The following is a 25,661-nucleotide window of genomic DNA, read 5'->3' on the forward strand; positions in this document are numbered from 1 at the left end:
CAGCTCTTCGCGTCGACCCCCAGGTCGTATTCACCGCGACGACCACCGTCAACGGCACGCCGGTCACCGCCCGGCGCGTCGTGGACCACGCGGGCTGGAGACGCGTCGAGGCCGATCCCCTGCTGCGCGCCGAGTACGAGCGCAGGATCCGGTACGACCTCGTCGCGGCCGTCGCGGAGCGCCTCGAGATGAGCGTCGCCGTCGATGAGCTGGCGGTCCCCGGCGAGGAGATGGCCGACGCCCTGGCGCGCGCCGACGCCGCGATGAGCAACCAGGCCATCGTCACCGGCTCGAACTAGGCTCCGAAGGATGAGCGCCACCTCCTCCCCCGAGAGCACCCCCAGCGAGACACCGTTCGACCCCGCCGCGTTCCCCCCGGACCTCCTCGAAGCGCAGCGCCGGGCCGCAGAGCTGTTCGCGGCCCTGCACGTCTTCCAAGCCACCCTCCCGTGGTCCCGTGAGCCGTCGGAGGGCTGGCCCGCCGACAAGGAGCGGAAACGGTCTGGGAGGGACGCGACAGACGGGTGGACGGCCGAGCAGGGCGAGCGCTACGACGCGCTCCGGGAGGAGCTGCGGGAGGCCGCGGCGGCGGTGAACGCACACGAGTGGTGGCGGGGGTGCGCGGACGAGGGTGTCCGGGGCGGCGCCCTCGTCGACCTGCGCCAGGTCCTCAAGCATGCCGACGGCGCAGTCCCCCTGCGCCGGGAGGACGTCGCCGCGACCGCGTGACCCGGGGCAGGCGCCAGGAGGGGGAATCTGCTGCTCGTCGGCTCCATGCTGTCCAACACGGGCTGAGCCCAGCTAAGGGGTACCAGGGCCGCGCGGTCGAACGCTGCCCTCCTCAGACCGGAAGGTCAGGCACATGGCCCTGAGCACCACCCGTACCTACATGGTCTCCAACGCTACTGCCGATTCCGGCCGTCGCATTGTCTTTTCCAGCGCTGCCGCCGCCGGTGACGTCGTTCAGCTCGACGTCGTCGTCAACGGTCGCCGTCCCCGAGCCGTGCTCACCGGCGATCGGCTCTACGGCGGTTTCTTCGCCGCGGAGATTGAGGGCGTCTTCCTCTACCTCTGACGGCTCTTCGCGGGGGAGGGCGGCGCCTCGCTGGAGACGCCGCCCTCCCCCGTCGGTCATCCGGCTCGGTAGAAGATCTCCCGGGCCAGGGCCATGGTCCCGGCCGAGATCACCGCGATGCCGACGGCTTGCCCCTGGGGGAGCCATCCGGCGAGATCCGCGCCGATTAGGGCCACCGCGCTGTACGACCACAGGGTTGTACGCGGCACCCGTCGGGCCCGGAACCAGTCCGTTCCCGTGCCGGGAGGCGGGTTGTTACGTGTCATGCTGAACTCTCCGGTGTACACGTGCGTGCACGGAAACACAGGGGTCGCCTCCCGCAACGGGGCGGCCCCTTCCGTGTGCGGCCGGAAGACCGCTACGCACAGAGTGCACCATGCCGAACACCGCGTCTGACATGTTGGTTTGGGCCCTGTAGTGACTTGTCGACTTGTGACATTCACCCAATCAATGGGATGGCGGTGGCCGTTTCGAAGAGCCTTCCGCAGTGAGGTAAAAAGCGGTCCGAACTGGGATGACCGCCGGACTCGGCGACGCGGAGTCAGCGATCTCGGACGCCGTACGGAGTAAACGTGATATCGCGTCTGACCTGCGGACTTGACATGGGCGGGATTCTTCTGCCGAGGGCATCCTGGTCACTTGTTCGCGCCCCCAACACGGTCGAGTGTGGCGCAAATCACATCGAAGCCGATTGGGGTTGTACACCGCGTCCGATGTTTATTCGGGGTTTGTTCGGAAGAGGAGACGCCTGCGATCCCACATGAGGCCGGGGATACCCGCGCCCGGTGCTCCTTCTCGGACTACGAGGGGTCCAGGAACCTGTCGAGGAACTCCGGTACGCCGCACTCCTTGCACAGGATGACCCCGGGCATACGCGCGTAGTCGAGCGCCTCGAGGACGTCCATCGCGGGGTCGCCCTTGGGCGCGTCCTCGCAGCCCGCCGCGTGCAGGATCACGGCCCCGGGGCGGCCGTTGCGCGGGCGGATCCGCTGGAGTTTCCATCCGTCCTGGCTGTCGTCCCGCCCGCTGCCGCTCGCTCCGCGGGGAGCGGATGCCGGGGGACCTGGTCGTAGGAGACGCCCTCGATCGGCTGGACCTGCTCCCCCGGGGTCAGCCACACCCGGTACTTGCGGGGCTCGACGCTCTCGCCGTCGACGCTGGCCCAGGCCGAGTGCAGACCAGGTACCGCCATTGGCCGTTCGGGAGCTGACGGTGCTCCCGCAGAAGCCCGCGGAGCTCCTGGCCGTCCGGGAGGATGACCAGCACCTCGGGCGGAGGCGGGACGGCGGGCGGCATACGGCCACGATAGGCGCACGGCTACCGCAGGGGACTCGAACCCCTCGGGGCACCGGAGGCGGTGATCGTGGCGGGCCCTTGGGCGCGCCCCCGCCTCGCTCCACAGGTGATGCGCGGCACCGTGCGTGAGCCGACCCTGGCCGGCGCGCACCCCGTACGGCAACCCGGTTCGGCGGCACGCGACGCAAGGCCGCACCCGCCTCCACGATCCGCGGCCTCATCCCTGCGTCTGGAAGCCACACCGTGAACACCTCGCCGAAGACCCGCCCCAGCCTGTTCGCCCCCATCATGATCGGCGCCTTCATGGCCGTCACGTTCGCCCTGATCGCGCTGGCCGCGGCTGCTCTCGTCGACACCGAGCGCGACAGCACGTCCCGCGCCTGCCCGGCGGCCGTCGTGGGCACGACGGACCCGGTGACGTGCCTGCCGTACACGGGCGCCGCCACCTCGGCCGCGGGCACCGGCACGTCCCGGACCACCGGCCAGAAGCCGCAGCCGAAGACGCCCACCGCGAAGGCCCCCACGGCGCCGAAGGTGCCCGCCGCGCCCGTCGTGAAGCCGCCCGTGAGGCTCACGAAGTAGGGCGCGACACAAGCCGTGGCGGTGAGGCACCTTCCGCGCCTCAACTCCCGTACGGAAGGCACTTCCATGCGTTTCTCGCTCCCCCAGTCCATCAAGCGGCTCGCCGCGTTCCTGGTCCTCGCGGCCGGAGTGCTGCTCGCCGTGTCCGCCCTCGGCAACGACTCCTCCGGCGGCGGCACGACCCCGACGCCCTCCAGCTCGCCGTCGACCGTGCCGACGAGCCCGTCGCCCACCGTGAAGCCGACGGTCGAGCCGTCACCGACGGCCGAGCCTACGAACGAGCCGACGCCCGAGCCAGCGTGGTCGCCGGGCCAGTTGGCGCTGGTCTCGGTCATGCAGTTCACCGACTGGCACGCGCGATGTCGTGCGCGTCGGCGGGCCGGTCCAGGGCGTGCGGAAGCGCGGCCGCGAGCTCCACCTCACAGCTCACCCCGTTCACCTGGGAAAACGGGGTGTGAGTTTTACAGCCCTCATACCCTGCCGGGCGGTCTGCGTAAGGTCAGGGCTCGACGAACGGCAGGGCGACGGCGTGCAGTTTGGTCTGGAGGTTGATGTCGCTGGTGGCGACGTACCAGGCGGAGCCGGGGTGGCGGGACTGCAGGAGCAGTGTCGAGGCGATGAACCGGTCGTCCGGGACGTCCAGGTCGAGCCAGTCGGGCAGCGCGTCGGACTTGGGCTCGATGTACTCGAAGATGGCGTGGACGTCGCCGGCGACCCTGACTCCGAGGGTGACGTCGCCGTTGTTGCGCAGTCCCTTCAGACGTCGGTCGGCCTTCTTGGCTGCCTCGCGCAAGGCGTCAATGCGGCCAGCGCGCTTCTTGTCGTCGAGTTCGCGCAGTACGACCGGCAGCAGGTGCGCCATGTAGCGCGGACCGATCTGGCCGGTGTAGGCGGCGAGGTCGGGATTGTCGATCAGCGCGTTGGTGTCGACGGTCAGCCGTACCGGCCACGGATCCGTCGGCAGCAGGTCGGTGAGACCGCGCAGTTGTTTCACCGACGCCCGAAGGAGTTTCACCGCGTGGGGGATGTACTGCGGGATGGAGTAGTCCTGCCATGTCTGGTCGCGGAGCAGCCAGCGCTCCAGGAGCTCCAGGCTGTCCTTGAGTTTCTCCGCCGTCTCGGTCGTCGGGTGCGGGTACAGCAGGAGGAATCGCGGCTTCCAGTCGCGCAGACGGCGCAGCAGGTCCATTCGCTGCATTTCCAGTTCGGGGCCGCTCGGTGCCCACTCCCAGTTCGCTGCGGTGATGACGATGGAGTCCACGTACTCGGTGTCGGATGCCTCAAGGACGGCGACGTAGTCACTCTCGATCGCGTCGAGCTGCATCAGGAGGCGCTCTTTGTACGTGGGCGGGAGGGGCTTCTTCGGCGGCATGCACCGATGATGGTCCACCCCACTGACATCCCGGCCCCGTCCGTGTTCCTTTACTGGGGAAAACCCGTGCACCAAGGCCCTGGTGGAGGCTTACGCTCCCATCATGGACAGCAGCGCCTCTCCCCTGCCGTTGACCGGCAGTGGCTTACGGCTCGGGGTCTTCGACACCTCGGTTCTCACCTCGGACGTCACCGCGGCGCTGAAGCGGGGCCAGCCGTCCTCGATCCTCGCCGGAATGCAGCACGGCACGCTGCGCGGTTTCATCCCGCACTACGTGTGGGCGGAGGTCCCCCGCGTGCTGGCCGACCGCAAACGCGAGGGCGGCGCCTTCGACCTCGAGACGGCGGAGCGGCTGTGGTGGCAGCAGTACGTACCGCTGCTGCACGTCGTTGACGTGAACGGGCTGCCCATGACCGAGGCCGCCGACAAGCTCGCCCAGGAGGACCTCAGCGACGTCGGCATTCTCCAGCTTGCCGGAGTCCTCGCGCCCGTCGTGCTGTTCGCCGAAGACCCCGACCTGATCCGCCACGGCGTCGCCGTACCGAAGTGGCGAGACGTACGGGCCGTCCTGGGGCGGATCGGTCAGGCGGAAGCCGGCATGGAGGGCAGCAGCGCCGTGATCGTGGGGACCGGCTACAGCCTGTACGGCGCTGCCCGCCTCGCCCGCGCCCACCCCGTGGCTACCGGCATCGCGGCGGCCGGCGCTGTCTTCTACGCCTACCTCAACCGCTCTCGGTTCACCGAGACCCGCGCGAAACTCGCCCGGTTCGGCACGGGGGCCTTGACGGTCCTGAGCGAGCCGTACGGCCAGTACGAGCTCCACAAGCCCGGCTGGACCCAGGCACAACGCGGCACCGCGGGAGATGACGTGCTGTCGCAGGTCGCCCGGCTGCTCGCCCGCGCGCCTCAGCCGATGACCCGGACCGACATCCTTGCCGCGCTCCCGGCCGCGGTGCAGACGCCGCACCGCCGACAGATGGATGGGCTGGGGCGGCTCCTGCACCGCTTCCCCGCCTTCCATCAAGCGGAGCCCGGCAGATGGCAGATCGGCAGGACCAACGTGCAGATCACGGTGCCGTCTTGGGGATAGCCGCAGTGCGGCGGCGGCCGGAGCGAAGGTTGCCTGACCTTTGTGTGCGGGCGGAAGCCTTTTCAGGGGCAGTGAACGAAGTCAATGACGAGAGTCGTTCATTACCGTGTGACCTAGGCCACTTCAGCGTCACCCAGGGTGGGTGGGTGGGTCGTCATAGAGGCCGAAGACTTGTACTCCCCGGAGTACGTCTTCCCTCCGGGTCCCGCCGCTGCCGCTTTGGGAAGAGTTGAGGCGGCGGGCCCGTTTAACTTTCGTGAAGGCAGTGTGCCGTCCACCACTGTTTTCCGACGGGCTGGGTAGCCCGACTCACGGCTAAGCGTCCTGTGGCCAGCCATGTTCAAACTTGCCCCCGAGCTGTCCCAGATCATGACAACTCCCCTTTGCGTGTGGTTCAGTTCGGTCCAAATTCGCGGACCGGGTTCCTTCCCAGAACCACCAGCGGCTCCCGGCCTCGCGGAACGGTTTCAACCGAGGGAAGACGTTCATGGGCAAGAAGACGCTCAACAGTGCGGTGCAGGCGGCCGCCTGTGTAGAGCACGGGGGGCCGTGGCAGCGCCACCGCCAGCGCGGCGTCCAGGTCACGGTCATCGTGATCGAGATCCTGCGGATCGTGCAGGACAGCGTGGACTGGAGCAATTCGCTCGAGGGCGCGATGGCCGTCGCCGTCGCGCTGGCGGCCATCGACCTCGTATGCAGGGCGGTCCGGCGCATCGGAAGCGCGCTCGCCGCCCTGATGCCCGAGCGGGTGGTCCTTACCCGTCAGCACGGCAAGCTGCGCTCCCGGTACAGCTGATCGCCGTGTCCACCGACGATCAGTCGGCCGGAGCCCTGCCCGCAGATGCGGGCAGGGCTCCGGCCCTGCGCGCGGCCAGCTCATCGGGGCGCGAAGAGCGCTTGAGCGAGTTCATCACGCACAGGTCTCATCTGCGGAGGATGCTTTGGACGCATCTCCCGGCTGAGGACGTCGAGCAGGTCCTGAACGACGTCGCTATCCGGTACATCAGGGTCGATCGCCCGCTGGAGTCCGGGCAGGTGCTGGCGTACCTGCGGGCGATGGCCAAGAACGCTGTCGTCGACCACTGGCGCGACGCCGCCCGACGACGGCGGGAAGTCCTGGTCGGAGGGCAAGCGGAACTCGATCCCCTGCGATGCGAGGATCGGCTGAACAGTCTGGAGCGTTCGTCGGAGGAGATCGTCGCCGACATCCTGATGCGCGAGGAACTGCGGCGCAAGATCACCAGTCTGGCCCCCATGATGCGCAAGGTCATCGAGTTGGTCTACCTCGGGGAGATGTCGAGCGCCGAGGCGGCCCGTGTGATGAGGATCCCGGAGCCGGCCGTCCGCAAGTACCGCACACGCGGCCTGCGGCGACTGCGCGAACTCTATGCCGAGGACCCCCGCTCCGCCGTGACGACACCGGAGGATGAAACGTGATCCCATCCCCCGGTGTCATCGGCTTGAAAGCCGTCAACATCTGCTTGCCCGATGGCACTTTGCGCAAGCTTGCCGACCTTCAGTCGTACTTCGTTGCCGAGGCCGCTCGCACCCGCACGGCGGGTATGAGCGACACCGGAACGCTGACTGCCCGAGCACGCGCGGCGCGCAAGGGGCGTCTGGACATCGAGAAGGAGCAGCTGCGCCTGCAGGGCCGTCTCATCGACAGCAAGCGCGCGCTCGTGATGGTCGGGCTGGTCCAGGAGATCGCATCCCGGGGGTGGCAAGAACGGACGTGGGGCCCGCTGCCCGGCCAGTCTCGGGGTCGATGGCCCGGCTCCGCGAATGGAAACTGGCCGGACAAGATGACCGTCGATCTTCCCGCCGACCTGGTGAACACCGTGAAGGCCGGCTGCTGGGACACCAGTAAGGAAGCCGTCGGTTTCCTCCGTGAGTGGCGCGATCGCTATCCCGCCGCACGCCCCACCTGCCCGACCCGGCCGGGTTGCCCACCAGAAGCCGTCGCTGAGTACCACCGGTATGCCGCCCGGGTTCTGACGGCCGGTGCCATCTGGCGCCTCGCCGTGGAACGAGGCATCGCTACCGCTCTCGCCCGTCGCAGCGAGGAGGGTGGATACACGTTACGGCGGCGGTGAACACCAGCAGATATGGACGCGTCGTGCCGGCGTGGCTATCCGAGCCAGACGATGTTCAGGACCGTCAGGCTGCGCAGGTGCCGGTTGACCCAGAAGGTGACGGAGAGCTGGCTGACAGCCGCGTAGCGAACGTCCTCGCCCTCGTCGTCGGTGTCGAACCGCCGGAAGCCCCACGGATCGGCGGCGGCCGCGGCAAGGATGTCCCACAGGGTGTCCACTGCGTGCTCGGGCAGGGAGTCGAGGACCTTGGCGGCCGGGGCGGAGACGCGGACCGCGTACGGCGCCGGGCTCACCCGCGACGGAGGCGGAGCTCCGCCAGGTCGACGGCGTCACTGTCGTCGTAGCCGGAGGCGACGAACGCGTCGACCGCCGGGGCGTGCGCGAGGCGGCCCTGCCAGTCCGGGACGACCTCGTACAGCCTGGCGAGGGAGAACGTGCGGCGGGATTCCTCGAGGGCGGCCGCCCACTCGTGCTCGAAGGCCGGCACCCAGCGGTCCGCGCGCTTGTCGGCGCGCAGCTGGGCGAGCAGTTCGGCCGGCGCCCCGGGCGCGGGGGCGTGGACAGTGGTGGGTGCATGGTCGGGCTGCGCGCTCATCTTGTCCTCCCGGCAGGGTCTATGGCCACCGTATTCGCGAGGCCGCTCTGCGGTTGTCCTACTGCTGAGGTTGCTGGGTGGAAGTGCTCTGTTCTGCTGGCTGGTCAAGCTGCTGTTGCCGTCGCCGTTGCTCGTTCCGGAGGGCTTCAACGCGCTGTGCGAACCGAGCTAGCAACTCTTCATTCTGCTGCGGACTGAAGTCGCTGTACTCGCCGACTCCGAGCAGTGCCGCGTTCAGTTCCTCTTCGACAGCATCCGCGCTCTGCTGAAGGAAGTAGCTTCGTTCACGGAACTTGTAGTACCCGCTGAATCCAGAGGCGCAGGTGACGACAAAGCTGATGCCGATAATCACCTTCTTCTGCCAGTTCAAGCCGGGGTCGAGGGCTGCAACTGCGGCGATACTGGCGGATCCAATGGTGACCAGAGCGTGCAAGGCGTTGTGCCGTCGGCGGTATCTCCGGCTCAGCGTCGCATATTCATCGATCACTTCACGGATGTTCTCGCGGTACAAAGCCCGCTGTTCAGTGACCGAGGAGCGTGTCTGAGCACTGAGGAAGTGAAATTGATCCAGCAGGAGGGCTAGTTCTTGCTCCACATCCTCGCGATCAACGATCAGCCTGGTGTTGTTCACCGATGGAACAGTCACATCGGTGAAGGAGAGCCAGATTAGTACCGCAATGCTGGACAGCAGGAGAGGTAGCCATACTGCGGTTGCGGTACCGGCAACCGGTCCGAGACCCCGGCGGTTCAGCTCAACGGAGATGGCGATACCGGAAAGGAGTGATAGAGGCGCGATCGTTCCTGCGGTCGCCCCAAGAGCAGATCTGATCTTAAGAATGCGAAGCAGTCGCTTCTTTTTCTGAATATTGCGGCGAATTGCGTGAATTGCTTGCCGAACCCTCCAGTTTTCGTCGCCGCCCGGTAAGGTGACCCAGTTGGAGTTTCCGTCCGCACTGCCGGTCACGATACCCCTTGCTCTTCGGTAGTCGACTGCCTCGGTTAATAGTCGAGATCCAAGTAGTTGATGTCGTTGATCTCCACATCTGACAGTCCCATGGCGCGGCCGCCGCCGTCCTGAAAATAGACCTCCTTAAGCCCTTCGGAGATGATTCCGCGCATCTCCTGGTCGCTGGAGCCCGCCTCGCGGGCGTTGAACAGGTGGCGGGCGTACTCCGGGGGAAGGTGCACGGTCAGTCGCCGGAACCGTCCGTCGTCGGTGGTGCCGATGGGCGCGGTGTAGCCGAAGCGGGCCCTGGTCTCCACGGTGATCCCGCCGGTGGTGGCCGCATGGCGCTGTCGGCGCTGCGGCGTGAACGGCGAGGGCAGGCGCGCATCCAGCTCGATGTGGGACAGATCGACCAGCCAGGAGCCGGGGATCTTCGGATTGAACGTCGGGGCGTGGAAGTGGTCCGGTGCGGACAGGCCGACGACCAGGCGGGCCGTGGCGGCAAGGAACGCGGTGTTGAGGTCCAGGCCGACCGCGAAGGGCAGCATGCACTCCTCATCGGAGAGCGTGTCCACCGGCCGCACCCACTGGTGCGCCTCCTCGTTGAGGAACCCGCCCGTCCAGCCGGACTGCACGACGACGGGGTGTTCGGCGGTGGCCTCCGGCGGCGCCGGGTCCATCGGCTCCGTCCCCAGGCTGCCGGGGTTGTAGCCGGAGACCCAGTTGCCGGTCTCCGGATCGCGCTCCGGCTTCGTCGGCGGGCGCAGCGCCGTCATCAGCTCCAGGCCCGAGACGGAGCCTGCAGCCAACCAGTCGCAGCGAAGACCACACGACGCGCACACCCGACCGAACAAGCACCGACCAGTCCGTGACTCTCACAGCCACCGGCCCGCGTTGATAGCCATACGGATTGCGGGGTGCTACCTGACGTCAGGTAGCACCCCACCCCACGCGACCTGGATCCACCCGTCACCTAGCCCGGTCTCGCGCCTGTCAGGCAGCCGATCATGTTCGGCCGACCCCGCAGGTCTGGCAACCGGGCGCCGCCAGCAGCTGGACCAGCCCGCCAATTCAAGCCACGCCCTCCAGCCAGCCGCCCGGGGCCTGAAGCCGAGCCATCTACCGGCATCGGCAGATGTGTAGTGACGTCTTGGCGAACATGTCCACAACGACCACTCCTCACGCGTGCAGGCCGGACTCAGCGCCGAGGCAAACCTGCTGCTTGCGCGACAGGCGCTTCCTACACCAACGGGCCGGACCATCCATCCGTATCGGCCTCCGGAGCTGCGAACGGGCGCTCCCCACGCCTAAGCGCCGGACGCCTTCTGCGCCTGCAGCGTCGACGCGATGCCCGGTTGCTCCTCGCGTGTACGGGCCGGACGTCTGGGAGGGCCCTTCGACCATGAAGTCGTACGGTCGCTCCTCGCGCGTACGGGCCGGACACAGCCACGGCGAACACGAAGCCGGACGGCATCGGTCGCTCCTCGCGCGTACGGGCCGGACGCTTCGTGAGCTGCGGTGTCAGGGCCGCTTTGCCGTTTCGTGTCCTGCGCTGTTGCGGGTGAGGAGCGTCAGCGGGTTGCTCCGCTGAGGTGGCACCGGCCCGGGTGGGTCGGTGTCTTCCCGTTTCATCGCCTCCTGCCGTCCGGCCCGTGGGCCGGGCGGTCTTGTGGGGGCTCCGCGGGCGTTTTGTGTCTCCCCTCTACCAGGGGCGACAGGTCGGTCAACCGGGACGGCGTGGGCCGCGATGTTGCTTGCGGCGTTGAGGTCCCGGTTGAGGGTGAGGGTGCAGTTGGTGCAGTGGAACGTCCTGTCCGCGAGCGTGAGGCGTGGGTTTTGCCACCCGCAGGCGGAGCAGGTCTTGCTGGAGGGCCACCAGCGGTCCAGGACTGCGAGGGTGGAGCCGTACCAGCAGGTCTTGTAGGTGAGCTGGCGGCGCAGCTCTCCGGGTGAGGTGTCGAGGATGGCCCGGTTCAGGCCGGCTTTCTGTTTGACGCGGCGGCCGGTTTTGTCGAGGGTGCCGCGGGCGGTGCGGGTCATTCCGGCGACGTTGAGGTCCTCGATGGCGATCTCGGCGAACCGGGTGGCGAGTTGTTTGGTCATGGCGTGCAGGACGGTGCTGCGGCGCACGGCGACGTCGTGGTGGAGCCGGGCCACCCGTTGGCGTGCCTTGGTTCTGCGTGCGGAGCCCTTTTGGGTGCGGGCTAGGGCTTTTTGGGCTTTGGCCAGGCGGTGTTCGGCCTGGCGGACATGGCGCGGGTTCGCTACGAACCTGCTGGCGTCGTCGCCGGGGTTCAGGGGCTGGGAGAGGACCGCGAGGTGCTTGACGCCGAGGTCGACGCCGACCCGGCCGCGGTCCTGCTGGCGTCGGGTGGGCCGGTCGGGCAGGTCGGTGGTGACCTTGCACAGCACTGAGGCGTACCAGCGGTGGCCGGCCCGGGAGACGGTCACCGACTGCACCACGGCCTCGCCGCGGCCGATCAGGCGGGCCATGCGGCGGGCGGCGTCGTGCAGCCGCACCGTGCCGATCCGGGGCAGCAGCAGTCGGCGGTGCCCTTCCAGCCGGATCCCGGGCCGCTTCACATCGTGGTGGAGGCGGAACGCCTCCCGCGCGCGGCCCTTCTTCTTGAACCGCGGGTAGCCCACCGGGCGTCCGGCCCGGGCCCCGCGCAGGGAGTCCAGCCAGTTCGTCCACGCCCGGTCCGCGTCGATGAACGCGGACTGGAACGCGTAGGTGTTCACCTCATGCCACCACGGACACGGCCGCTCAGGGCCGAACACTCCCTCGGCAAGGCCGCCTTGGCGGGAGTCGCCCTTGATCTGGTTCAGATGCTTCTGGATCGCCGGCTTCGTCGGCACCGGCACCCGCACCTTCTTACGCGCCTCAGTCTCCGGCACGCCCTGGTCGACGAGGACCTGGACCTCGCGCCGCCACTGCTGGTGCGCGGCGACCTTCACACCGAGCGCATGGTTGAACGCCCACCGGGCCGCCCCGGCATGCCGGGACAGCGCCTCCACCTGGGCAGGGGTGGGATCGAGCGTGAACTTGAAAGCCCTCAGCACCTCCTGCTCCACCCGGCCCACCCCCTCTCAACTCGACTCGCTGTCGGCACTGTTGGAGGACTGTAGAGACTGCCACTGACAACCGGACCTGACCTGCTCATTCAGCTCAGTACCGGACGGCTGGTCCCGGTCGCGATACTTCCTGTGGGAGCAGTGGCTGGGATGCCTGAGACTCTGGTGCTTGCCGAAGCCGCGCGAGGCACGACGGTCTGGGTGTTGGTCTGAACACGCCTGCGTGCCAACGGGGTTGATGCGTCGTCCTTGTACTACAGTGCGAGCAGTGCGACGCGCGCGAGCTTGGGACTTCCGACGTATCCCAGGTCGGCCGACAACAAGGCGCCCCGAAGCGGGCTTGAGCCTCATTGCGCGTTGTCTGGAAGGCCTATGCGAAGCCCGTGGCTGATGCATCGAGGAAGTTCGCCTCGGAAGCCCACTGAACCCCTCCGAGCGTATCGGGATGAACAGCCACAGCATGGCCCTGGCAAGGCATCGAGAGCAGTGAACGTCGGCACGGCCTCAGCAAGATCCCACGTACACGAACGTGGTGGTCGGGCTGAGTGCCGTTGCACCCGGAGCCGGCCACCGGAAGGGTCTCCGGGCCGATGTCCACAACGTCATTCAGCACCAAGGTGCTGCTTGTAGTGATCTGTGCTCTGGTCTCCATAATCGTTGCCACTGGTGCTGGCATCCTCACCCACACCACGGGCGCGTCGCTGGCCGAGGCCGTCCTGTCCGCAGGAGGCGCTTTCGCCGTCTCCATGGGACTGTCCTTGACCACCCTTGCAGCGCTGGGCTTCGTCTGACAGCCGCCGCAAACGCGCCGAGGGCGCCGTCCCCGCTCCTCTGGGGCAGGGGCGGCGCTCTTGCACACGGTGTGCCCGGGCCGGCGTCGCAGCAGCGGTGCTGTGGGCCCGTCACTGAGTGCAGACGTGCGTGGCAGCCCGTTCCAGGACGTCGCATCGGGCGTGGGCGTCGTCACGGAGCAGGGAGTTGACGCGGCGGGCGAAGCCGGGGCCCGGCAGGGGGAGTTCGAAGTCGTGGCGGAGGTAGCCCACGTCGACCGCGGTCGGAAGGTAGGCCATCAGGCCGGTGACGGGTGTGGCGCGGTGGTGGCTTCGGGCGAGCTGGCGCAGGACGCGCAGCATGGTGGTGGGGAACTCGCCGAGGCGGTGGTTGGCCGGTGCCCATTCCTTTTCGCAGGCCGGGGTCTGGTCGCGGATGTCGTCGGTGGGCACGGTGGCCGCGGTGGCGTCGGTCTGCTGCTGCCACCAGTCGGCGATGTCTGTTTCACCGTTGGACAGGTGGTGGAGGTAGAGGCAGTAGGCGGCGGCGCTCTGGCCGGCGCCAGCGGCGTACTGCCACCAGAAGCGGGCGCCGTCGTCGGTGTCGGTGAGTTGCATGACGCAGGCCAGGGCGAGGGCGCTGCGGGGGCCGGGGACCTGGTCGGTGACGAAGTCGGCGACGTCGGCGGAGGAGGTGTGGGAGACGACGGTCTCGCACAGGGCCCTGAGGTCTTGGGCGGCTTCGGCAGCCCCGCCCTGAGTGACGGTTGTTTCCGGTTCGGGCTGGGGGAGGGTGGGGGTGGTGGGGATGACGTCGGGGGGCACCTGGCGGTCACGGGCCAGCAGGGCGCGCGACAGGATGTCTTCGATACGGGTCACGAGGGGTTTCCTTCCGGATCGGGCGGCGAGTCGCTGCACAGGATGCTGTCCAGGAAACGGGTGGCATGGCGTTCGTCGGAGCGCACGGTGGCCAGGGGCAGGCCGAGAAGGTCGCTGACCTGCTTCATGGCGATCCCGCCCAGGGAGCGCAGGACGACGACGTCGAGCTGGTGGCCGGGCAGTCGGCTCATCGCCCTGAACAGGGCCTCGGTCTCGGTGAGCTGCGCGGTGGCGGCCTCGATCTGCTCGGGTCCCGACAGGTCGCGCAGCGCGACGGTGTCGAAGGCGGCGTGCGTGAACTGCGGGCGGCCGTCGATGTGCGGGGTGCGGGACATGACGCTGGTGCGCAGCACCTCCCATGCGTGACGGCGGGTGTCGGCGCTGGCCAGGGCCTTGTTCCAGGACAGCCAGAGCTGGTCGTAGGTGTCCCGGACCGCGGCGTCGCGCTGCGGGTCGGGCAGGAAGACGCTGGCGTAGAAGTCGTAGCCGGCCTCGGTCAGCGCGCGGAACGCGGTGTGGTCCATGGGTGGGGCGGGACGGACGGCGACGGCTACGGGGGGCTGCTCCTGCCAGGAGCGGGACTTGCGGCGGATGTCCGGTGCGGCCTGGCGCCACAGCCGGTACAACGGCCCGGCCGGCAGGCTGAGTTCGGCCGCCAGCGCCTGGAGGAGTTCCCAGCGCGGATACAGGCGGCCGCTCAGCAGCTCGGAGATCTTCGACGTGGCGATGTGCAGGCGCGGACTGAGCGTCTTCATCGTCAGCGGGGACCGCTGGTACGCCTCGCGTACCGGCTCGAGCCAGGCGCAGTGCGCCGTGTCGCAGCCGTCCACGATCGGTCCCAGCGGCCGCCCCGGCCCCGGCCGTTGAGCAGCCGGATGATTGCGTGGCGGATCGTACGGGCGGAACGTGCCGGACACCCCGTCAGGGGTGCCCGGCAGACCGCCGTGAGCAGGCGGATCGGAGGGGGTCACGGTGCGCCGTCCTCCTCACGGCCTGCCACTTCCTCCACCCGGCCGGTGCCGGCGCCGGTCTGGGGCTGGGGGCGCAGGGCGACAACGATTTGCTGCACCGTCACCCCCAGCGCCGGCGCCAGCGTCACCACCGCCTCGAGATGGCCGGCCATGGTCATCATCAGGCTCCACGCGAACACCGTCACCGCGACAGCGACGATCACGAGCCCTCTGCGTCGGAACTCCAAGACGTACTCCCTCAAGGTTGGTCGGCCCGGAGAACTTCGCTGCTCTCCGGTCCTGCCAGCCCATCCGGACGCCGGCAGGACTCCCCGGCCGGACGGGTGCCGAATCCGTCCAGCGGGAAGGCCAACCAGCATGGCCGCCACACAAGTTGCTACACCATGTGATCGCCTATTTACGGAACAATGAACTTCGATCCCGCCCGCCCACCGCACGGACCTGACCGCCCCGTGCTCCAAGAACGAGCACGTCGTACACCGTGTGGTGAGAAGTTCCCGGTTTTCCTTGCAATCCGGCGCCGCACAGACGTCAATGGAAGACCAGGCACCCTCGGTGTCGGCCTTCCATCCGGAAGGGCCCGCCCCTGTGCCGAGCTCAACCAAGGGGCGAGCAGCAACCGTTCCTGCCTGACCCGGCGAATGGGTCAGGCGGGAACGGCGGTCACGGAACCGACCGTAGCCCACGCCACCGACAACCGGCCCCGGCCGTGTCCCCGGCACCTTCCCCGCGCCCAGCCTGCCAGTTCACAGCAGGCCCCTACGCCCCTTCTCCGATCCCAAGAAACCGGTCGGTCACACCGGTTACAGGGCGCGGGACCGGGCCGGCCTCCAGGGCGACTGTGTCCTGAACGGAGCCGGCGCCGCAGCCGGACAGGGCTCAAGCTCCCCTGGTGAAGATGCGTCCCGTCTCATCGATCCATACGTGGACTTGCAGCGTCTGATCGTGGGATGCGGCGCCGCTGACCCCGGCCGCCATGCCTACCGTGCCGATCGCACCTCCGGCGGCAGTTGCCACGGTGCCCCCGGTGAGCATGGCCGCCCCTGCCGCGATCATAGGGAGGCCGACAAGCGCGCCGATGATCGTGACGGTCAGGACCACCCCGAAGAAGATCATGGCGATGCCGCCCAGTACGCCCAGGAGCCCGACACCGCCCACCGTCGCACCGGCCGCGACACCGGTCGCGCCCACGGCGACGGCCGTGCCACCGTCGGCGCGCTGGACACGGGCCAGGAGCACAGCGCCGGGCATGCGGTGGGCTTCGGCCCACCTTCTCGCCGTCATGTAGCCGACGAACCGCGTCAGCTCCGCTTCCCGCTGCTCGGGACCGATCGGCCTGCCGTAGCCGGGAAACACCACCCGCGGCGGGACCTGGGCACCCCACTGGGGTGCCTTCCAGACCGCCGTGGTTCCTGCAGCCAGCAGTCGGGGATCGTGCGCGCGGTCGCTCATGGCTCTGCTCTCCGCCCGGACCACCCTTCACCCATTACACACCCGATCCCTGAAGCCCACCCGGCAGCACTGCGCAGAGCACCAGGCACGGCCGGGGCGGCTGCGTCTCAGTACGTGGTGCAGTCCACGATCACGTCACAGTGCGGGTCGTCGGAGGGCTGGTGCAGATGCTCGTTCGCCAGGTACGCCGGGGAGGCCAGGGCACCCAGGAGCCCGGGGCCGGTGTGGCTGATCAGCACGTCCACGCCGTAGGTGAGGTCCCGTTCGGGCGAGCGGAAGTACAGACGCATGCGGTCCTGCCCGGTGATGACCGCGCCGGTGCACAGCGGCTTCCACGACACGTGCGTGGTCACGAAGGAGCGGACGATCTCGAGGAGGCGGCCGGTGGCCACCTCGAGGTCCTGCTCGGGAGGGTTCACATCTTGGCCCATGCTGGACACTTGTTCCCCGGCTGGTTGTGGCAGTACGCCGTGATCACGCCGATCTTCTGACCGCGCCCGGCATCGTAGCGTCCGTCCGTGGTCTTCCGCGTGTACTGCACGACCACGGTGAACTTCACCTGCCGAGGCCTCTGTACGCCCGTCTCGAACACGACGCCGTCGTACTCCAGGTGTCCGTGGTGGTCGTCCCGGTCGACATTGCCCCTGAGGGCCGCAGAGATGGTGGAGCACTTCTTGATGTTGTGACGGCTGGTGAAGTGGTGCCAGCCCAGCTCTGAGTTGCCGTAGCGGGTGACGATGTGCCGCTGGTCCGGGTCGTCCGCCTGGCATTTGGCCCGCTTGTCCCAGGGGTGCGGTTCCTGAGGCATCGGGGCAGCTCCTGCCGTTCCCGACAACAGCGAGGCGGTGAACACCGTCGTGACGGCAAGCTTCATGATCCTCTTCACAGAAGCGATCTCACCATCGAACTGCTGCCACACAAAGGACATCTACCCGATGCCGGTCGGCGTCGGGTGGTGGGCTTGGGGCAGGTCCGTTGACTTCGTCAGGCGCAGGTGATGTCGAAGACGTCGCCGGAGGTGCCGCGGTTGGCGTCGGGCGAGGTGACTTCCACGGTCATGCCGCCCTGGACGCGTTCGCCGGGCTGGGTGCCGGTGAGCTGGACGGTGAATTCGTCGTGCTGCTCGTTGGTGGTGGTGAAGGTCATCGTCCCGGGACGGTCCTGCACTCCGCGGGCGATCAGCCGGTCGTCGGGATGCCACGTGTACTGCACGGCTCCCGGGCGCTGGGCGGCGGCGCTGAGGGTGAAGACGATCGGCTGGGAGCAGTCCGCGGCGTCCAGGCGCGGTGAGGCGTTCACGCCCCAGCCGCCCAGTACGGGGCCTTGTTCCTGGTCGGTGGAGGGGCTGGTGAAGGTGATGGTGGGGCCTGTGCTGGTCTGGCTGCTGTCCTCTTTCGTCTTCGAGGGACCAGGGCCGGGATCACCGTCCGTGCCGGTGTCGGGGGTGGGGGTCAGTCCGGGGCGGGGAGTGTCCGACGGCTGCGGGTCACGGGTGGTGGTGGCCGTGACGGTCTCGGACGCTGTGGGTGTTGCGGTGTCGCCCGTGCGGTCCTTGTCGAGCAGGGGCAGCAGGTACAGGTAGGCCAGGACCAGGACTGCCACCACGAGCAGGCCGACGACCGCGGGCGCGCAGCCGGTCTGCGCGGGGCGCAGCGTCCCGGGCTCGTCGTAGGAAGGCGCGATGACCGCGGCAGGTGCCGGCGGCGCGGGCGGGGTGGGGTGGTCGGGCGGCTGGTCTTCTGTGTCGGCGGCCAGGGCGCGGTGCAGGGCGCGGGCGGAGTGCTGCAGGACGTCGTCGATCTCCTGCAGCACCCCCAGGATGGTCACGGGTTCCGCGGGTTCGGGCGTCATCATGCGTGCCGGCAGGGTGATGCCCGCGGCGATGACGTCGGCGATGTGGACGACGGTGTCGGCGCGCAGCGTCCGCACCGGCGGCGGCAGCAGCTCGGCCCCTGCCTCTTCCGCGACGGCATCCTCTGCTTCGTCATCGCCAGAAGCGTCCTGTTGCGGAGCGGGGGCGTCCGGGGAGCCGGTGTGCAGGTGGTAGAGGCGGTCGCGTTCCGTACGCAGACGACGGTTGTCGTGTTCCAGGATTTCCGTGCGGTAGCGGCCTGGGGAGGCCACCGCGAGCGCTCGCAGCCGCAAGGCGTCCAGTTCCTGGCGCGCGGCGCGGGGCACGGGCTGCCCTGCGACCTCACCCACCAGATCCAGGATCGCTTCCAGTACCTGCGGCTGCGGGATCCGCTGTCCGCTGGCGATCCGGCTCAGCGTCGGGGTACTGAAGCCGGCCGCGCCGTCCTCGCTGAGCCTGCGGCTGATCTTCTCCAGCGGCCAGCCTGCGGCCCGCAGCGGATTGAAGACCTGATCGCGCATCACGTCGGCGAAGTCCTGCTGAGCCTGCGGCATCGAGCGCGGCAGCGCCTTGCGCGGCCGTCCCGGTCCGCTGCGCGCCAGCCCTCGACCGGGCGGCTCTCCCTGACGGTCCGTCGGTTCCGACACAGCATGTCCCCCGGCCGCAGGTTGTTTCACAGTCCGGAATTCTTTCCATTGTTTCCGTCCTGAGCTGCGGTTCTTTCCTCTAGCGGCACAAATTGCGGCCCCCGCACAGTGAACGCTCCACCGTCCGCCGGACTCGCCGGCCCGTTCACCTGCAGGGAGAAGATCCAGCATGTCCGCACCCGTGAGGCCCCCGGGCCGAAACACCTGCACATCCCCCGGTCGTATGACCTGCGCGCAGACGGGTTGAACCATGGCCGACGTCGCCCTGCAGTTCCTCGCCAACTTCACCGCCGGCCTCGCCCTGACCGCCACCACCCTCGCCTGGCGCTGGCTCCGAACCCGCCGCACCCCACGCGCACCCCATCACCAGAACGACGGCACATCCCCTGATGCGGGGACTGACCCCGACTGAGCGACGGTTTCCCGTCCGGCTTCCTTCCTTGGATCATTGCCCGCGCCACGGATAGGGCCTTTGACTGCGCTATCGGACCCGGTCGGCGCGGCTACGGCGTTCGGACGTCACTATCGGTGGGCGACTGCAGTTCGTCGAACCTACGGGCGGGCAGGAAGTCGGATCCTGGCACCGACAACGCCTCGAACCATGTGACTGCCCCGCCGTCGGCCATCGTCCGGCCGCACCGGTTCATCGTGAGCGCACCAGCACTGCCCTGCCGCAATCGGTCTGCGCACGCACCCCATACACTCCGCACACCTGTTCACCCCACCGCCATGAACCAGACGGTGGGCCTGACCCGTGGGGGGTTTCGTGCGCAAGTTCGCCGTCGGCATCGCGCTGCCGTGCGCTGCGGCGTTCTCGGTCCTGACCGCTCCGGCTGCCGGAGCCGCGTCCGGGGACGGAGATCTTAAGATCACCAAGGTGTCGATCAACGGCGGTAAGACCGTCGTGGTCGGTACGACGCAGTTGAAGACTTTCACCGTGGCGGTCACCGCCACGGACAGCTCCGGGATCAACGCGGCCTACGCCGACATCTGGAGCATGACCACCGCCACAGGATTCGGCTACCACGACAACCTGGGCTGCAAGACCGTCAACGCCACCACCGCCACCTGCTCGCTGAGCTTCCGCATGGACCCTGGATCCGCGGCGGGCCGCGTCGGAATGGGCAACGCTCAGGCGGGGGCCTGGAACACGTATTTGGAGGTCAGCTCCAAGGACCACGACGTCGTGACCCGGAACAACGACGACAAGTTCTACGTCAAGCGCTACGCCAAGCTCACGACCGACGCCTCGCCCGAACCGGTGACCAAGGGCAAGACCCTCGCCGTCACCGGCAAGCTCAGCCGGGCCAACTGGGACGACAACGCCTACCACGGCTACGCCGGCCAGTCGGTGAAGCTGCAGTTCCGCAAGGCGGGAACCAGCACCTACACCACGGTCAAGACCGTCACGACAAGCAGCACAGGCACTCTGCGGACCACGGTCACTGCCTCCGCCGACGGGTACTGGCGCTACGCCTTCGCGGGCACCACCACGACGGCCTCCGCCAAGGCCACCGGCGACTACGTCGACACGAAGTAGCCGACAGACACACCGACACCGGCCGTGGAAACGGCAGCCAGGACCACGCCTGCGCAGCCTCAACGTCGCTTTCCGCGGCCGGTCTCAGACCGAGGAACCCGGCCGATGGCGGCTGAGGTGACGTTCGCTCTCCGGGGTGACCTGGGGCAACCGATGTGTGCGGGTTGTGCGGCAGGTGCGCAACGGCCCTGCCTCCGGGGCGGTTCAGTGGCCAGCCTTCGGCCATGGAGAAGTTGATCGAGTTGGCCAGCTCGCTCGTGTCCGGGGTGGTCATCGCCGTCCTCGCGTCGTGGCTGACCGCCCGCGCCCGCAACCGCCAGGACCAGCAGGAGGAGATCGGTGCCCTGCGGGTGCAGGCTGACGCGTTGACGGTGGCGGTCGCCGAACTGCGGGGTGCGGCCGCCGCGAACCGTCTGCTGTGGGAAGGCCCGGCTGAGCGGGCGCGGTCGTTCCTGCTGGCCACGCTCGGGTTCTTCGGTGGTGCCGCCCTGGCGAAAATCGCCGGCGGCCCGGACCATCTGAGCGCGCAGGTGGGGATGGGGCAGGCGGCGGAACTGCTGAGTTGGGACCGGCGGGCGAGCAAGCAGAACGCGGCCGCGGTACGGGAACCGCTCAGCCGGGCCGCATCAGCGGCGGCCCCGTTGATGCGCTCCACCGACGCCGCCGTCGCCGCCACCACCGAGCAACTGCTCAGCGCCTGCGGGGACGTGGAGAACGCCGAGCGCCTCGAGGCCGCCCTGGAGGCGTTCGGTCAGGCCGTCCGCGCGGCCACGGCACCGCGCCTGTCCTGGTGGGTGCGGCGCCGCGCGGCCCGGGCGCAATGACGGCTGGCACCTGGCCGCCCGCCCACGGGCACCGGCCGGGGTGCCAGTAGCGTCCGTTCCATGATCGCCCTCGATGCCCTCGTCCGGCTCTGCCCGCCGCCCGTCGAACCGCCGCCCACGGTGAACTGGGCGCAGGCCGAGCGCGCCATGGGCACGGCTCTGCCCGCTGACTACAAGCGGCTCGTCGAGACGTACGGCGACGGCATCTTCGACGACACGATCTGGCTGCTCGTCCCCGATTCCGCCTACAGCGACTGCGACCTGCACGCGCAGAGGACGGAACGGGACGAGATCCTGGCCGGCCTGTGGGAGTTCGAGGCGAAGCCTGCCGGGCTGCTGGAAGCGGGGGCGCGGGTCCTGCCGTGGGGATTCGAGGAGGGCACGGGGGCGTTCCTGTACTGGCTGATGCGGGCCGGCCAGCACCCCGACGAGTGGACCGTGCTCTACAACGAGGGGCGCGGACCCCTGTGGGAGCACCACGACATGGGGTGCTTGGCCTTTTTGCTGGCGGTTCTCACAGGGACGGCGGAGACGGTGTACTTCGGCCACCTCTACGACGTACTGAAGCCGACGGAGCACCGCTTCGTTGCGGCCGACCAGCTCCTCGGAACGCCTCGTCGCAGACACGTGTGACTGAGCGGCTTACTCGGCGAGTTGAGCAGTGCGCCTCAGGACGCGGGCAACACCTGCGCCTACAACACCGACTGGGTCGCAGTGAAAGCCCGCTGGGGGCAGTCGATCGACCCGGTGGAGAAGACCGCCCTGGCCGGACAGCTCGGCTACTGTCCCGACATCCCGCTCACGGTCACTCTGGCCCGCTGACACAGGTCGGGCCCGCCGCTACGGGGGTAAGCGACGGGCCCACCCTTACGGTGGCACAGCTTCCCCCGGCGGCGCAGCACGTTCGTTGAGTGCTCCGCCGGGTGCGGTCAGCGTTTGGGCGTGCGTGGGTGGGTGAGGACGGCGGCAGGGGCGGGATACGGCAACCGGCTGCACCGTGTGCATGTCTTCTCCTACGGTGAGTGACCTGGCGGCGGGGGCCCGTAGTCCTCTGCCCGGAGTGTGCCGGTGGTCGGTGGAGGGGGTTGTGGGTGGAGATCAAGCTGGTGGATGCGGTGGCGGCGCTCAGGGATGAGTTGCTGGAGGCCGCGGCCCGGGGTGCGGGGCAGGATCTGGCGTTCAAGGTGGGGCCGGTGGAGCTGGAGTTCGCTGTGGAGTTGCGGGCGGATGCGAAGGCGAAGGCCGGGTTCCGGGCGTGGGTGGTGACCGGTGATGTGGAGGCGGGTGCGGGGCGGGTGCGCACGCACCGGGTGAAGCTCGCGCTGACGCCGCAGCAGCCCGGCGGCGGGGACATCCTCGTGCACGGAAGCCAGGAACGTGCGTCGGGTCCTGGGGATGTGTCCGGGTACATCGAGCCCTGACCCGGCGGGGGCCGGATAGGGGCAGATGCCGGGAGTGGTCGGGTGGTTGAGGCGGGGGATCAGGGGTGGAGTGGGAGCAGGTTGTCGCCGTGGACGGGCCGGCGGGGCCGGGCTCGGGGTATGTGATCGCGGGCGGGCTGGTGCTGACGTCGGCTCATGTCGTGCCGCCGGTGGGCGGCACGGTGCGGGTGTACCGGCCCGGGCGGCCGGATTCGTGGCAGGCCGTGGTCGTCTGGCGGGGCACGCCCGGCGGCCGGGACGACGCCGCACTGCTCCGCACGGACAGCACAGCCCGCGCAGACGCGGCTGACAGCGCGGACGCCGTCGGGCTGGTGCCGGTGGCGGGGGTGCGGTGGGGGCGGCTGGTGACCCAGCGTCCGGGCACCGTATGCGAGGTGTGGGGTGTGCCTGAGGTGGTGCAGCAGGACGGGCGGGCCACGGACACTCTGCAGTTGTCGGGGACGATCAATCCCGGGGACCGCCGCGTCGGCAACCGGTACGTCATGAACCTCACCCACCATCCCCCCGCCGCCCGCACGGACGGCACCTCCCCGTGGGGCGGTATGTCGGGGGCGGCCCTGTTCTGCGGCGGCCTGCTGGCCGGGGTCGTCACCAGCGACCCGGCCGGCCGCCGGCACAGTGTTCTGGAAGCGGTCCCCGCCTACGTCCTCCTGCACGAGCCAGGCTTCCGCAGCGCGCTCGCCGAACACAGGGCGGGCATCGGCCTGGTGCAGGAGCCGGTCGAATGGCAGGACCTGGCCGAACCCCCCGAACCTGCCACCGGTCCCCTCCGCTCCCCCGCCGCCCTGCTGCGCGCCCGCCGCCAGGTCGTCCCGTTCCGCGGCCGCACCACCCTCCTCGACCAGCTCGCGGCATGGGCCGGCGAGCCGGGCTTCGGCGCCCTGCTGCTGCACGGGCCGGGAGGACAGGGCAAGACCCGCCTGGCCCAGCACTTCACCGACCGGCAGAACACACAGCGCTGGGCGGTCCTTTGGCTCCGCGCTGACACAAATTTCGAGGAACTCGCCGTACTCGCGGACGCCGCCGTCCCGGCGCTTGTGGTCGTCGACTACGCCGAAACCCGCACCGCCCAGCTGGCCACACTGCTGAAGACCGCCGCCCGCCACCCGGGAAACACGCCGTTCAAACTGCTCCTGCTGGCCCGCACTGCTGGTGACTGGTGGACCGCCCTGCACGCGGCAACCCCCACCGGGGCCGACATCCTGGACGGCACCCCCGTACTGTCCCTTCCCCCGCTGGAACCCGAGCCCGGCAACTCCCGCGCTCTGGCCTACGAAGAAGCCGTCGACGGCTTCGCCCGCCACCTGCCCGACACCCGCGGCTGGGAAGACCACGACTGGCCCGACCTCGCACACCGCCTCACCAGCCGGCCGGACCAGACCGGTTCATCCATGGTGTTGGACAGCAGCGGCCCGCTGACCGCCCTGACCCTGCACATGACCGCACTCGCCGACCTCCTCGACCTCGCCCAACCACCCCACAGCCCGACCACCCCCACCGCGGCCAGTCCCGGGCCCGGGCAGAGCGTCGAAGACCGGCTGCTGCTCCACGAACGCCACTACTGGACCACGAGCGCCGCCACCCGCACCCCGCAACTGCCGGGCACAGGCACCCTGACCGACGCCCTCACCGCGGCCTTCCTCGTCGGCGCCGCCACCCGCGAACAAGCCGACACTCTCCTGCAGCAGGTGCCCGGCCTGCACGACCAGCCCCACGACGCACGCCGCTCAGTCCGGGAATGGATCACTTCTCTCTACCCGCCCACCGTGCCCGGACGGCCGTGGGACACCTTGCAGCCCGACCGGCTAGCCGAACACTTCATCGGCCACCAGCTCGACGACCACCCCGAGCTGGCACACCACCTGGCCCGCGACCTCACCCAGGAACAGGCCCAACAACTGCTGACTGTCTACGCGCGCACCGCCACCCACACCGTCTTCGACCACCGCCTCGACCCACACCTCACCCTCCTGTGTGTAGAGCAGGCGACAACCCTCGCCCCGGCCGCGATCACGGTGACCACCCAGGCCGAAGCCCCCGCACCCCTCCTCACCGCACTCCAGCAGATCAGCAACGCTCCGGGAACCTCACAGGAACTGCTGGAGCAACTGGCAGACGACCTCCCCCGAACAAGCCATCGCCTCGCGAACTGGGCGGCACACCTCGCCCAGCGCATCACCGACCACCACCGCCACACCGCGCAGCACAACGCAGAGCGTTTGCCCGACCTCGCCATGAGCCTGAACAACCTGTCTGTCCGGCTGGGCGAGCTGGGCAGCCGGGAGGAGGCATTGGAAGCGATCAGCGAAGCCGTCGTGGTCTACCGTCGGCTGGCGGAGCAACGGCCCGACGCCTTCCTGCCCAACCTCGCCTCAAGCCTGAACAACCTCTCTGTCGACCTGGGCGAGCTGGGCAGCCGGGAGAAGGCACTGGAGGCAAGCGCCGAAGCCGTGACCATCCAACGTCGGCTGGCGGAGCAACGGCCCGACGCCTTCCTGCCCGACCTCGCCATGAGCCTGAACAACCTGTCTGTCCGGCTGGGCGAGCTGGGCAGCCGGGAGGAGGCATTGGAAGCGATCAGCGAAGCCGTCGTGGTCTACCGTCGGCTGGCGGAGCAACGGCCCGACGCCTTCCTGCCCAATCTCGCCTCAGGCCTGAACAACCTCTCTATCCGGCTGGGCGAGCTGGGCAGCCGGGAGAAGGCACTGGAGGCAAGCGCCGAAGCCGTGACCATCCAACGTCGGCTGGCGGAGCAACGGCCCGACGCCTTCCTGCCCAACCTCGCCTCAGGCCTGAACAACCTCTCCAACCGGCTGGGCGAGCTGGGCAGCCGGGAGAAGGCACTGGAGGCAAGCGCCGAAGCCGTGACCATCCAACGTCGGCTGGCGGAGCAACGGCCCGACGCCTTCCTGCCCAACCTCGCCTCAGGCCTGAACAACCTCTCCAACCGGCTGGGCGAGCTGGGCAGCCGGGAGAAGGCACTGGAGGCAAGCGCCGAAGCCGTGACCATCCAACGTCGGCTGGCGGAGCAACGGCCCGACGCCTTCCTGCCCAACCTCGCCTCAAGCCTGAACAACCTCTCCAACCGGCTGGGCGAGCTGGGCAGCCGGGAGGAGGCATTGGAAGCGATCAGCGAAGCCGTCGTGGTCTACCGTCGGCT

Annotated in this window: 31 protein-coding genes and 1 pseudogene; 16 read left to right on the forward strand and 16 right to left on the reverse strand. The window is 69.0% G+C overall.

Annotated features, from left to right (window positions below; genetic code table 11):
• Positions 1 to 80: 80 nt before the first annotated feature.
• From ACIPSE_RS45900 to ACIPSE_RS45910, 3 genes are all read left to right on the forward strand, one after another.
• Complete coding sequence (locus ACIPSE_RS45900) at positions 81 to 299, forward strand: hypothetical protein (RefSeq protein ID WP_401675903.1); 219 nt, start codon at positions 81 to 83, stop codon at positions 297 to 299.
• 10 nt (positions 300 to 309) lie between these two features.
• Positions 310 to 729, forward strand: a complete 420-nt coding sequence (locus ACIPSE_RS45905; RefSeq protein ID WP_401675905.1) for a hypothetical protein — start codon at positions 310 to 312, stop codon at positions 727 to 729.
• A 133-nt stretch (positions 730 to 862) separates the two neighbouring features.
• The gene (locus ACIPSE_RS45910) at positions 863 to 1,075 is read left to right on the forward strand and encodes a hypothetical protein (protein ID WP_401675907.1); all 213 of its coding nucleotides are present in this window, start codon (positions 863 to 865) and stop codon (positions 1,073 to 1,075) included.
• A 56-nt stretch (positions 1,076 to 1,131) separates the two neighbouring features.
• On the opposite strand, the gene ACIPSE_RS45915 is transcribed toward ACIPSE_RS45910, so the two are convergent.
• The 3 genes from ACIPSE_RS45915 to ACIPSE_RS45925 all read right to left on the reverse strand — a co-directional run bounded on the left by ACIPSE_RS45915 (position 1,132) and on the right by ACIPSE_RS45925 (position 2,267).
• Complete coding sequence (locus ACIPSE_RS45915) at positions 1,132 to 1,341, reverse strand: hypothetical protein (protein ID WP_401675909.1); 210 nt, start codon at positions 1,339 to 1,341, stop codon at positions 1,132 to 1,134.
• Positions 1,342 to 1,875: 534 nt separating this feature from the next.
• Positions 1,876 to 2,031: a DUF6233 domain-containing protein gene (locus ACIPSE_RS45920; RefSeq protein ID WP_401675911.1), complete on the reverse strand. Its 156-nt coding sequence runs from the start codon at positions 2,029 to 2,031 to the stop codon at positions 1,876 to 1,878.
• Complete coding sequence (locus ACIPSE_RS45925; RefSeq protein ID WP_401675913.1) at positions 2,028 to 2,267, reverse strand: hypothetical protein; 240 nt, start codon at positions 2,265 to 2,267, stop codon at positions 2,028 to 2,030. Before ACIPSE_RS45925 ends, ACIPSE_RS45920 begins: the two co-directional genes overlap by 4 nt.
• A gap of 347 nt (positions 2,268 to 2,614) precedes the next feature.
• Between ACIPSE_RS45925 and ACIPSE_RS45930 the strand changes: the two genes are divergently transcribed.
• Positions 2,615 to 2,953, forward strand: coding sequence for a hypothetical protein (locus ACIPSE_RS45930; protein ID WP_401675915.1), 339 nt, complete (start codon positions 2,615 to 2,617; stop codon positions 2,951 to 2,953).
• A 499-nt stretch (positions 2,954 to 3,452) separates the two neighbouring features.
• On the opposite strand, the gene ACIPSE_RS45935 is transcribed toward ACIPSE_RS45930, so the two are convergent.
• Positions 3,453 to 4,325 carry a PIN domain-containing protein gene (locus ACIPSE_RS45935; RefSeq protein WP_401675917.1) on the reverse strand — a complete coding sequence of 291 codons (873 nt, stop codon included), beginning with the start codon at positions 4,323 to 4,325 and terminating at the stop codon, positions 3,453 to 3,455.
• A 103-nt stretch (positions 4,326 to 4,428) separates the two neighbouring features.
• Here ACIPSE_RS45935 and ACIPSE_RS45940 point away from each other — a divergent pair, with 103 nt between their 5' ends.
• The 4 genes from ACIPSE_RS45940 to ACIPSE_RS45955 all read left to right on the forward strand — a co-directional run bounded on the left by ACIPSE_RS45940 (position 4,429) and on the right by ACIPSE_RS45955 (position 7,508).
• Positions 4,429 to 5,415 carry a PIN domain-containing protein gene (locus tag ACIPSE_RS45940; protein ID WP_401675919.1) on the forward strand — a complete coding sequence of 329 codons (987 nt, stop codon included), beginning with the start codon at positions 4,429 to 4,431 and terminating at the stop codon, positions 5,413 to 5,415.
• 487 nt (positions 5,416 to 5,902) lie between these two features.
• The gene (locus ACIPSE_RS45945; protein WP_401675921.1) at positions 5,903 to 6,211 is read left to right on the forward strand and encodes a hypothetical protein; all 309 of its coding nucleotides are present in this window, start codon (positions 5,903 to 5,905) and stop codon (positions 6,209 to 6,211) included.
• A gap of 5 nt (positions 6,212 to 6,216) precedes the next feature.
• Complete coding sequence (locus ACIPSE_RS45950) at positions 6,217 to 6,852, forward strand: RNA polymerase sigma factor (RefSeq protein WP_401675923.1); 636 nt, start codon at positions 6,217 to 6,219, stop codon at positions 6,850 to 6,852.
• Positions 6,849 to 7,508, forward strand: coding sequence for a hypothetical protein (locus ACIPSE_RS45955; RefSeq protein WP_401675925.1), 660 nt, complete (start codon positions 6,849 to 6,851; stop codon positions 7,506 to 7,508). Before ACIPSE_RS45950 ends, ACIPSE_RS45955 begins: the two co-directional genes overlap by 4 nt.
• A 35-nt stretch (positions 7,509 to 7,543) precedes the next feature.
• On the opposite strand, the gene ACIPSE_RS45960 is transcribed toward ACIPSE_RS45955, so the two are convergent.
• The 5 genes and pseudogenes from ACIPSE_RS45960 to ACIPSE_RS45980 form a co-directional block, all read right to left on the reverse strand.
• Positions 7,544 to 7,801 carry a hypothetical protein gene (locus tag ACIPSE_RS45960; RefSeq protein ID WP_401675926.1) on the reverse strand — a complete coding sequence of 86 codons (258 nt, stop codon included), beginning with the start codon at positions 7,799 to 7,801 and terminating at the stop codon, positions 7,544 to 7,546.
• Entirely contained in the window at positions 7,798 to 8,103 is a 306-nt protein-coding gene (locus ACIPSE_RS45965; protein WP_401675928.1) for a DUF6247 family protein, read from the reverse strand. The genes ACIPSE_RS45960 and ACIPSE_RS45965 overlap by 4 nt, the downstream gene beginning before the upstream one ends.
• 58 nt (positions 8,104 to 8,161) lie before the next feature.
• Positions 8,162 to 9,067: an SLATT domain-containing protein gene (locus tag ACIPSE_RS45970; RefSeq protein WP_401675930.1), complete on the reverse strand. Its 906-nt coding sequence runs from the start codon at positions 9,065 to 9,067 to the stop codon at positions 8,162 to 8,164.
• 35 nt (positions 9,068 to 9,102) lie between these two features.
• Positions 9,103 to 9,411: pseudogene (gene tpg / locus ACIPSE_RS45975) on the reverse strand (telomere-protecting terminal protein Tpg); the annotation flags it as partial.
• A 1,159-nt stretch (positions 9,412 to 10,570) separates the two neighbouring features.
• On the reverse strand, positions 10,571 to 12,124 hold the full coding sequence (locus ACIPSE_RS45980; RefSeq protein WP_401675932.1) for an RNA-guided endonuclease InsQ/TnpB family protein: 1,554 nt from the start codon (positions 12,122 to 12,124) through the stop codon (positions 10,571 to 10,573).
• A gap of 590 nt (positions 12,125 to 12,714) precedes the next feature.
• Here ACIPSE_RS45980 and ACIPSE_RS45985 point away from each other — a divergent pair.
• Positions 12,715 to 12,915 carry a hypothetical protein gene (locus ACIPSE_RS45985; RefSeq protein ID WP_401675934.1) on the forward strand — a complete coding sequence of 67 codons (201 nt, stop codon included), beginning with the start codon at positions 12,715 to 12,717 and terminating at the stop codon, positions 12,913 to 12,915.
• Positions 12,916 to 13,026: 111 nt separating this feature from the next.
• On the opposite strand, the gene ACIPSE_RS45990 is transcribed toward ACIPSE_RS45985, so the two are convergent.
• The 7 genes from ACIPSE_RS45990 to ACIPSE_RS46020 all read right to left on the reverse strand — a co-directional run bounded on the left by ACIPSE_RS45990 (position 13,027) and on the right by ACIPSE_RS46020 (position 18,695).
• Positions 13,027 to 13,773 carry a hypothetical protein gene (locus ACIPSE_RS45990; RefSeq protein WP_401675936.1) on the reverse strand — a complete coding sequence of 249 codons (747 nt, stop codon included), beginning with the start codon at positions 13,771 to 13,773 and terminating at the stop codon, positions 13,027 to 13,029.
• Entirely contained in the window at positions 13,770 to 14,603 is an 834-nt protein-coding gene (locus ACIPSE_RS45995; RefSeq protein ID WP_401675938.1) for a sigma-70 family RNA polymerase sigma factor, read from the reverse strand. The genes ACIPSE_RS45990 and ACIPSE_RS45995 overlap by 4 nt, the downstream gene beginning before the upstream one ends.
• Before the next feature lie 137 nt (positions 14,604 to 14,740).
• Entirely contained in the window at positions 14,741 to 14,971 is a 231-nt protein-coding gene (locus tag ACIPSE_RS46000; RefSeq protein WP_401675939.1) for a hypothetical protein, read from the reverse strand.
• A 652-nt stretch (positions 14,972 to 15,623) separates the two neighbouring features.
• The gene (locus tag ACIPSE_RS46005; protein ID WP_401675941.1) at positions 15,624 to 16,196 is read right to left on the reverse strand and encodes a hypothetical protein; all 573 of its coding nucleotides are present in this window, start codon (positions 16,194 to 16,196) and stop codon (positions 15,624 to 15,626) included.
• 107 nt (positions 16,197 to 16,303) lie between these two features.
• Positions 16,304 to 16,627, reverse strand: a complete 324-nt coding sequence (locus ACIPSE_RS46010; RefSeq protein ID WP_401675943.1) for a hypothetical protein — start codon at positions 16,625 to 16,627, stop codon at positions 16,304 to 16,306.
• Positions 16,612 to 17,115, reverse strand: coding sequence for a hypothetical protein (locus tag ACIPSE_RS46015; protein WP_401675945.1), 504 nt, complete (start codon positions 17,113 to 17,115; stop codon positions 16,612 to 16,614). Before ACIPSE_RS46015 ends, ACIPSE_RS46010 begins: the two co-directional genes overlap by 16 nt.
• 65 nt (positions 17,116 to 17,180) lie before the next feature.
• Positions 17,181 to 18,695: a hypothetical protein gene (locus tag ACIPSE_RS46020; RefSeq protein ID WP_401675946.1), complete on the reverse strand. Its 1,515-nt coding sequence runs from the start codon at positions 18,693 to 18,695 to the stop codon at positions 17,181 to 17,183.
• 250 nt (positions 18,696 to 18,945) lie between these two features.
• Here ACIPSE_RS46020 and ACIPSE_RS46025 point away from each other — a divergent pair, with 250 nt between their 5' ends.
• The 7 genes from ACIPSE_RS46025 to ACIPSE_RS46055 all read left to right on the forward strand — a co-directional run.
• The gene (locus ACIPSE_RS46025; RefSeq protein ID WP_401675948.1) at positions 18,946 to 19,107 is read left to right on the forward strand and encodes a hypothetical protein; all 162 of its coding nucleotides are present in this window, start codon (positions 18,946 to 18,948) and stop codon (positions 19,105 to 19,107) included.
• Between the two features lie 354 nt (positions 19,108 to 19,461).
• A complete protein-coding gene (locus ACIPSE_RS46030) occupies positions 19,462 to 20,235 on the forward strand; it encodes a calcium-binding protein (protein ID WP_401675950.1) in 774 nt (257 codons plus the stop codon).
• A 224-nt stretch (positions 20,236 to 20,459) separates the two neighbouring features.
• Positions 20,460 to 21,059, forward strand: coding sequence for a hypothetical protein (locus tag ACIPSE_RS46035; protein ID WP_401675952.1), 600 nt, complete (start codon positions 20,460 to 20,462; stop codon positions 21,057 to 21,059).
• Positions 21,060 to 21,119: 60 nt separating this feature from the next.
• Positions 21,120 to 21,692 carry a hypothetical protein gene (locus ACIPSE_RS46040; protein WP_401675954.1) on the forward strand — a complete coding sequence of 191 codons (573 nt, stop codon included), beginning with the start codon at positions 21,120 to 21,122 and terminating at the stop codon, positions 21,690 to 21,692.
• Positions 21,693 to 21,713: 21 nt separating this feature from the next.
• Entirely contained in the window at positions 21,714 to 21,881 is a 168-nt protein-coding gene (locus ACIPSE_RS46045) for a hypothetical protein (RefSeq protein WP_401675956.1), read from the forward strand.
• A gap of 269 nt (positions 21,882 to 22,150) precedes the next feature.
• Complete coding sequence (locus ACIPSE_RS46050; RefSeq protein WP_401675958.1) at positions 22,151 to 22,480, forward strand: trypco2 family protein; 330 nt, start codon at positions 22,151 to 22,153, stop codon at positions 22,478 to 22,480.
• Positions 22,481 to 22,545: 65 nt separating this feature from the next.
• Positions 22,546 to 25,661: tetratricopeptide repeat protein (locus ACIPSE_RS46055; RefSeq protein WP_401675960.1), on the forward strand; the 3,116-nt coding region annotated here is incomplete at its 3' end.

It is taken from the genome of Streptomyces sp. NPDC090106, assembly GCF_044747265.1.
In the GTDB taxonomy this organism is placed as follows: Bacteria; Actinomycetota; Actinomycetes; order Streptomycetales; family Streptomycetaceae; genus Streptomyces.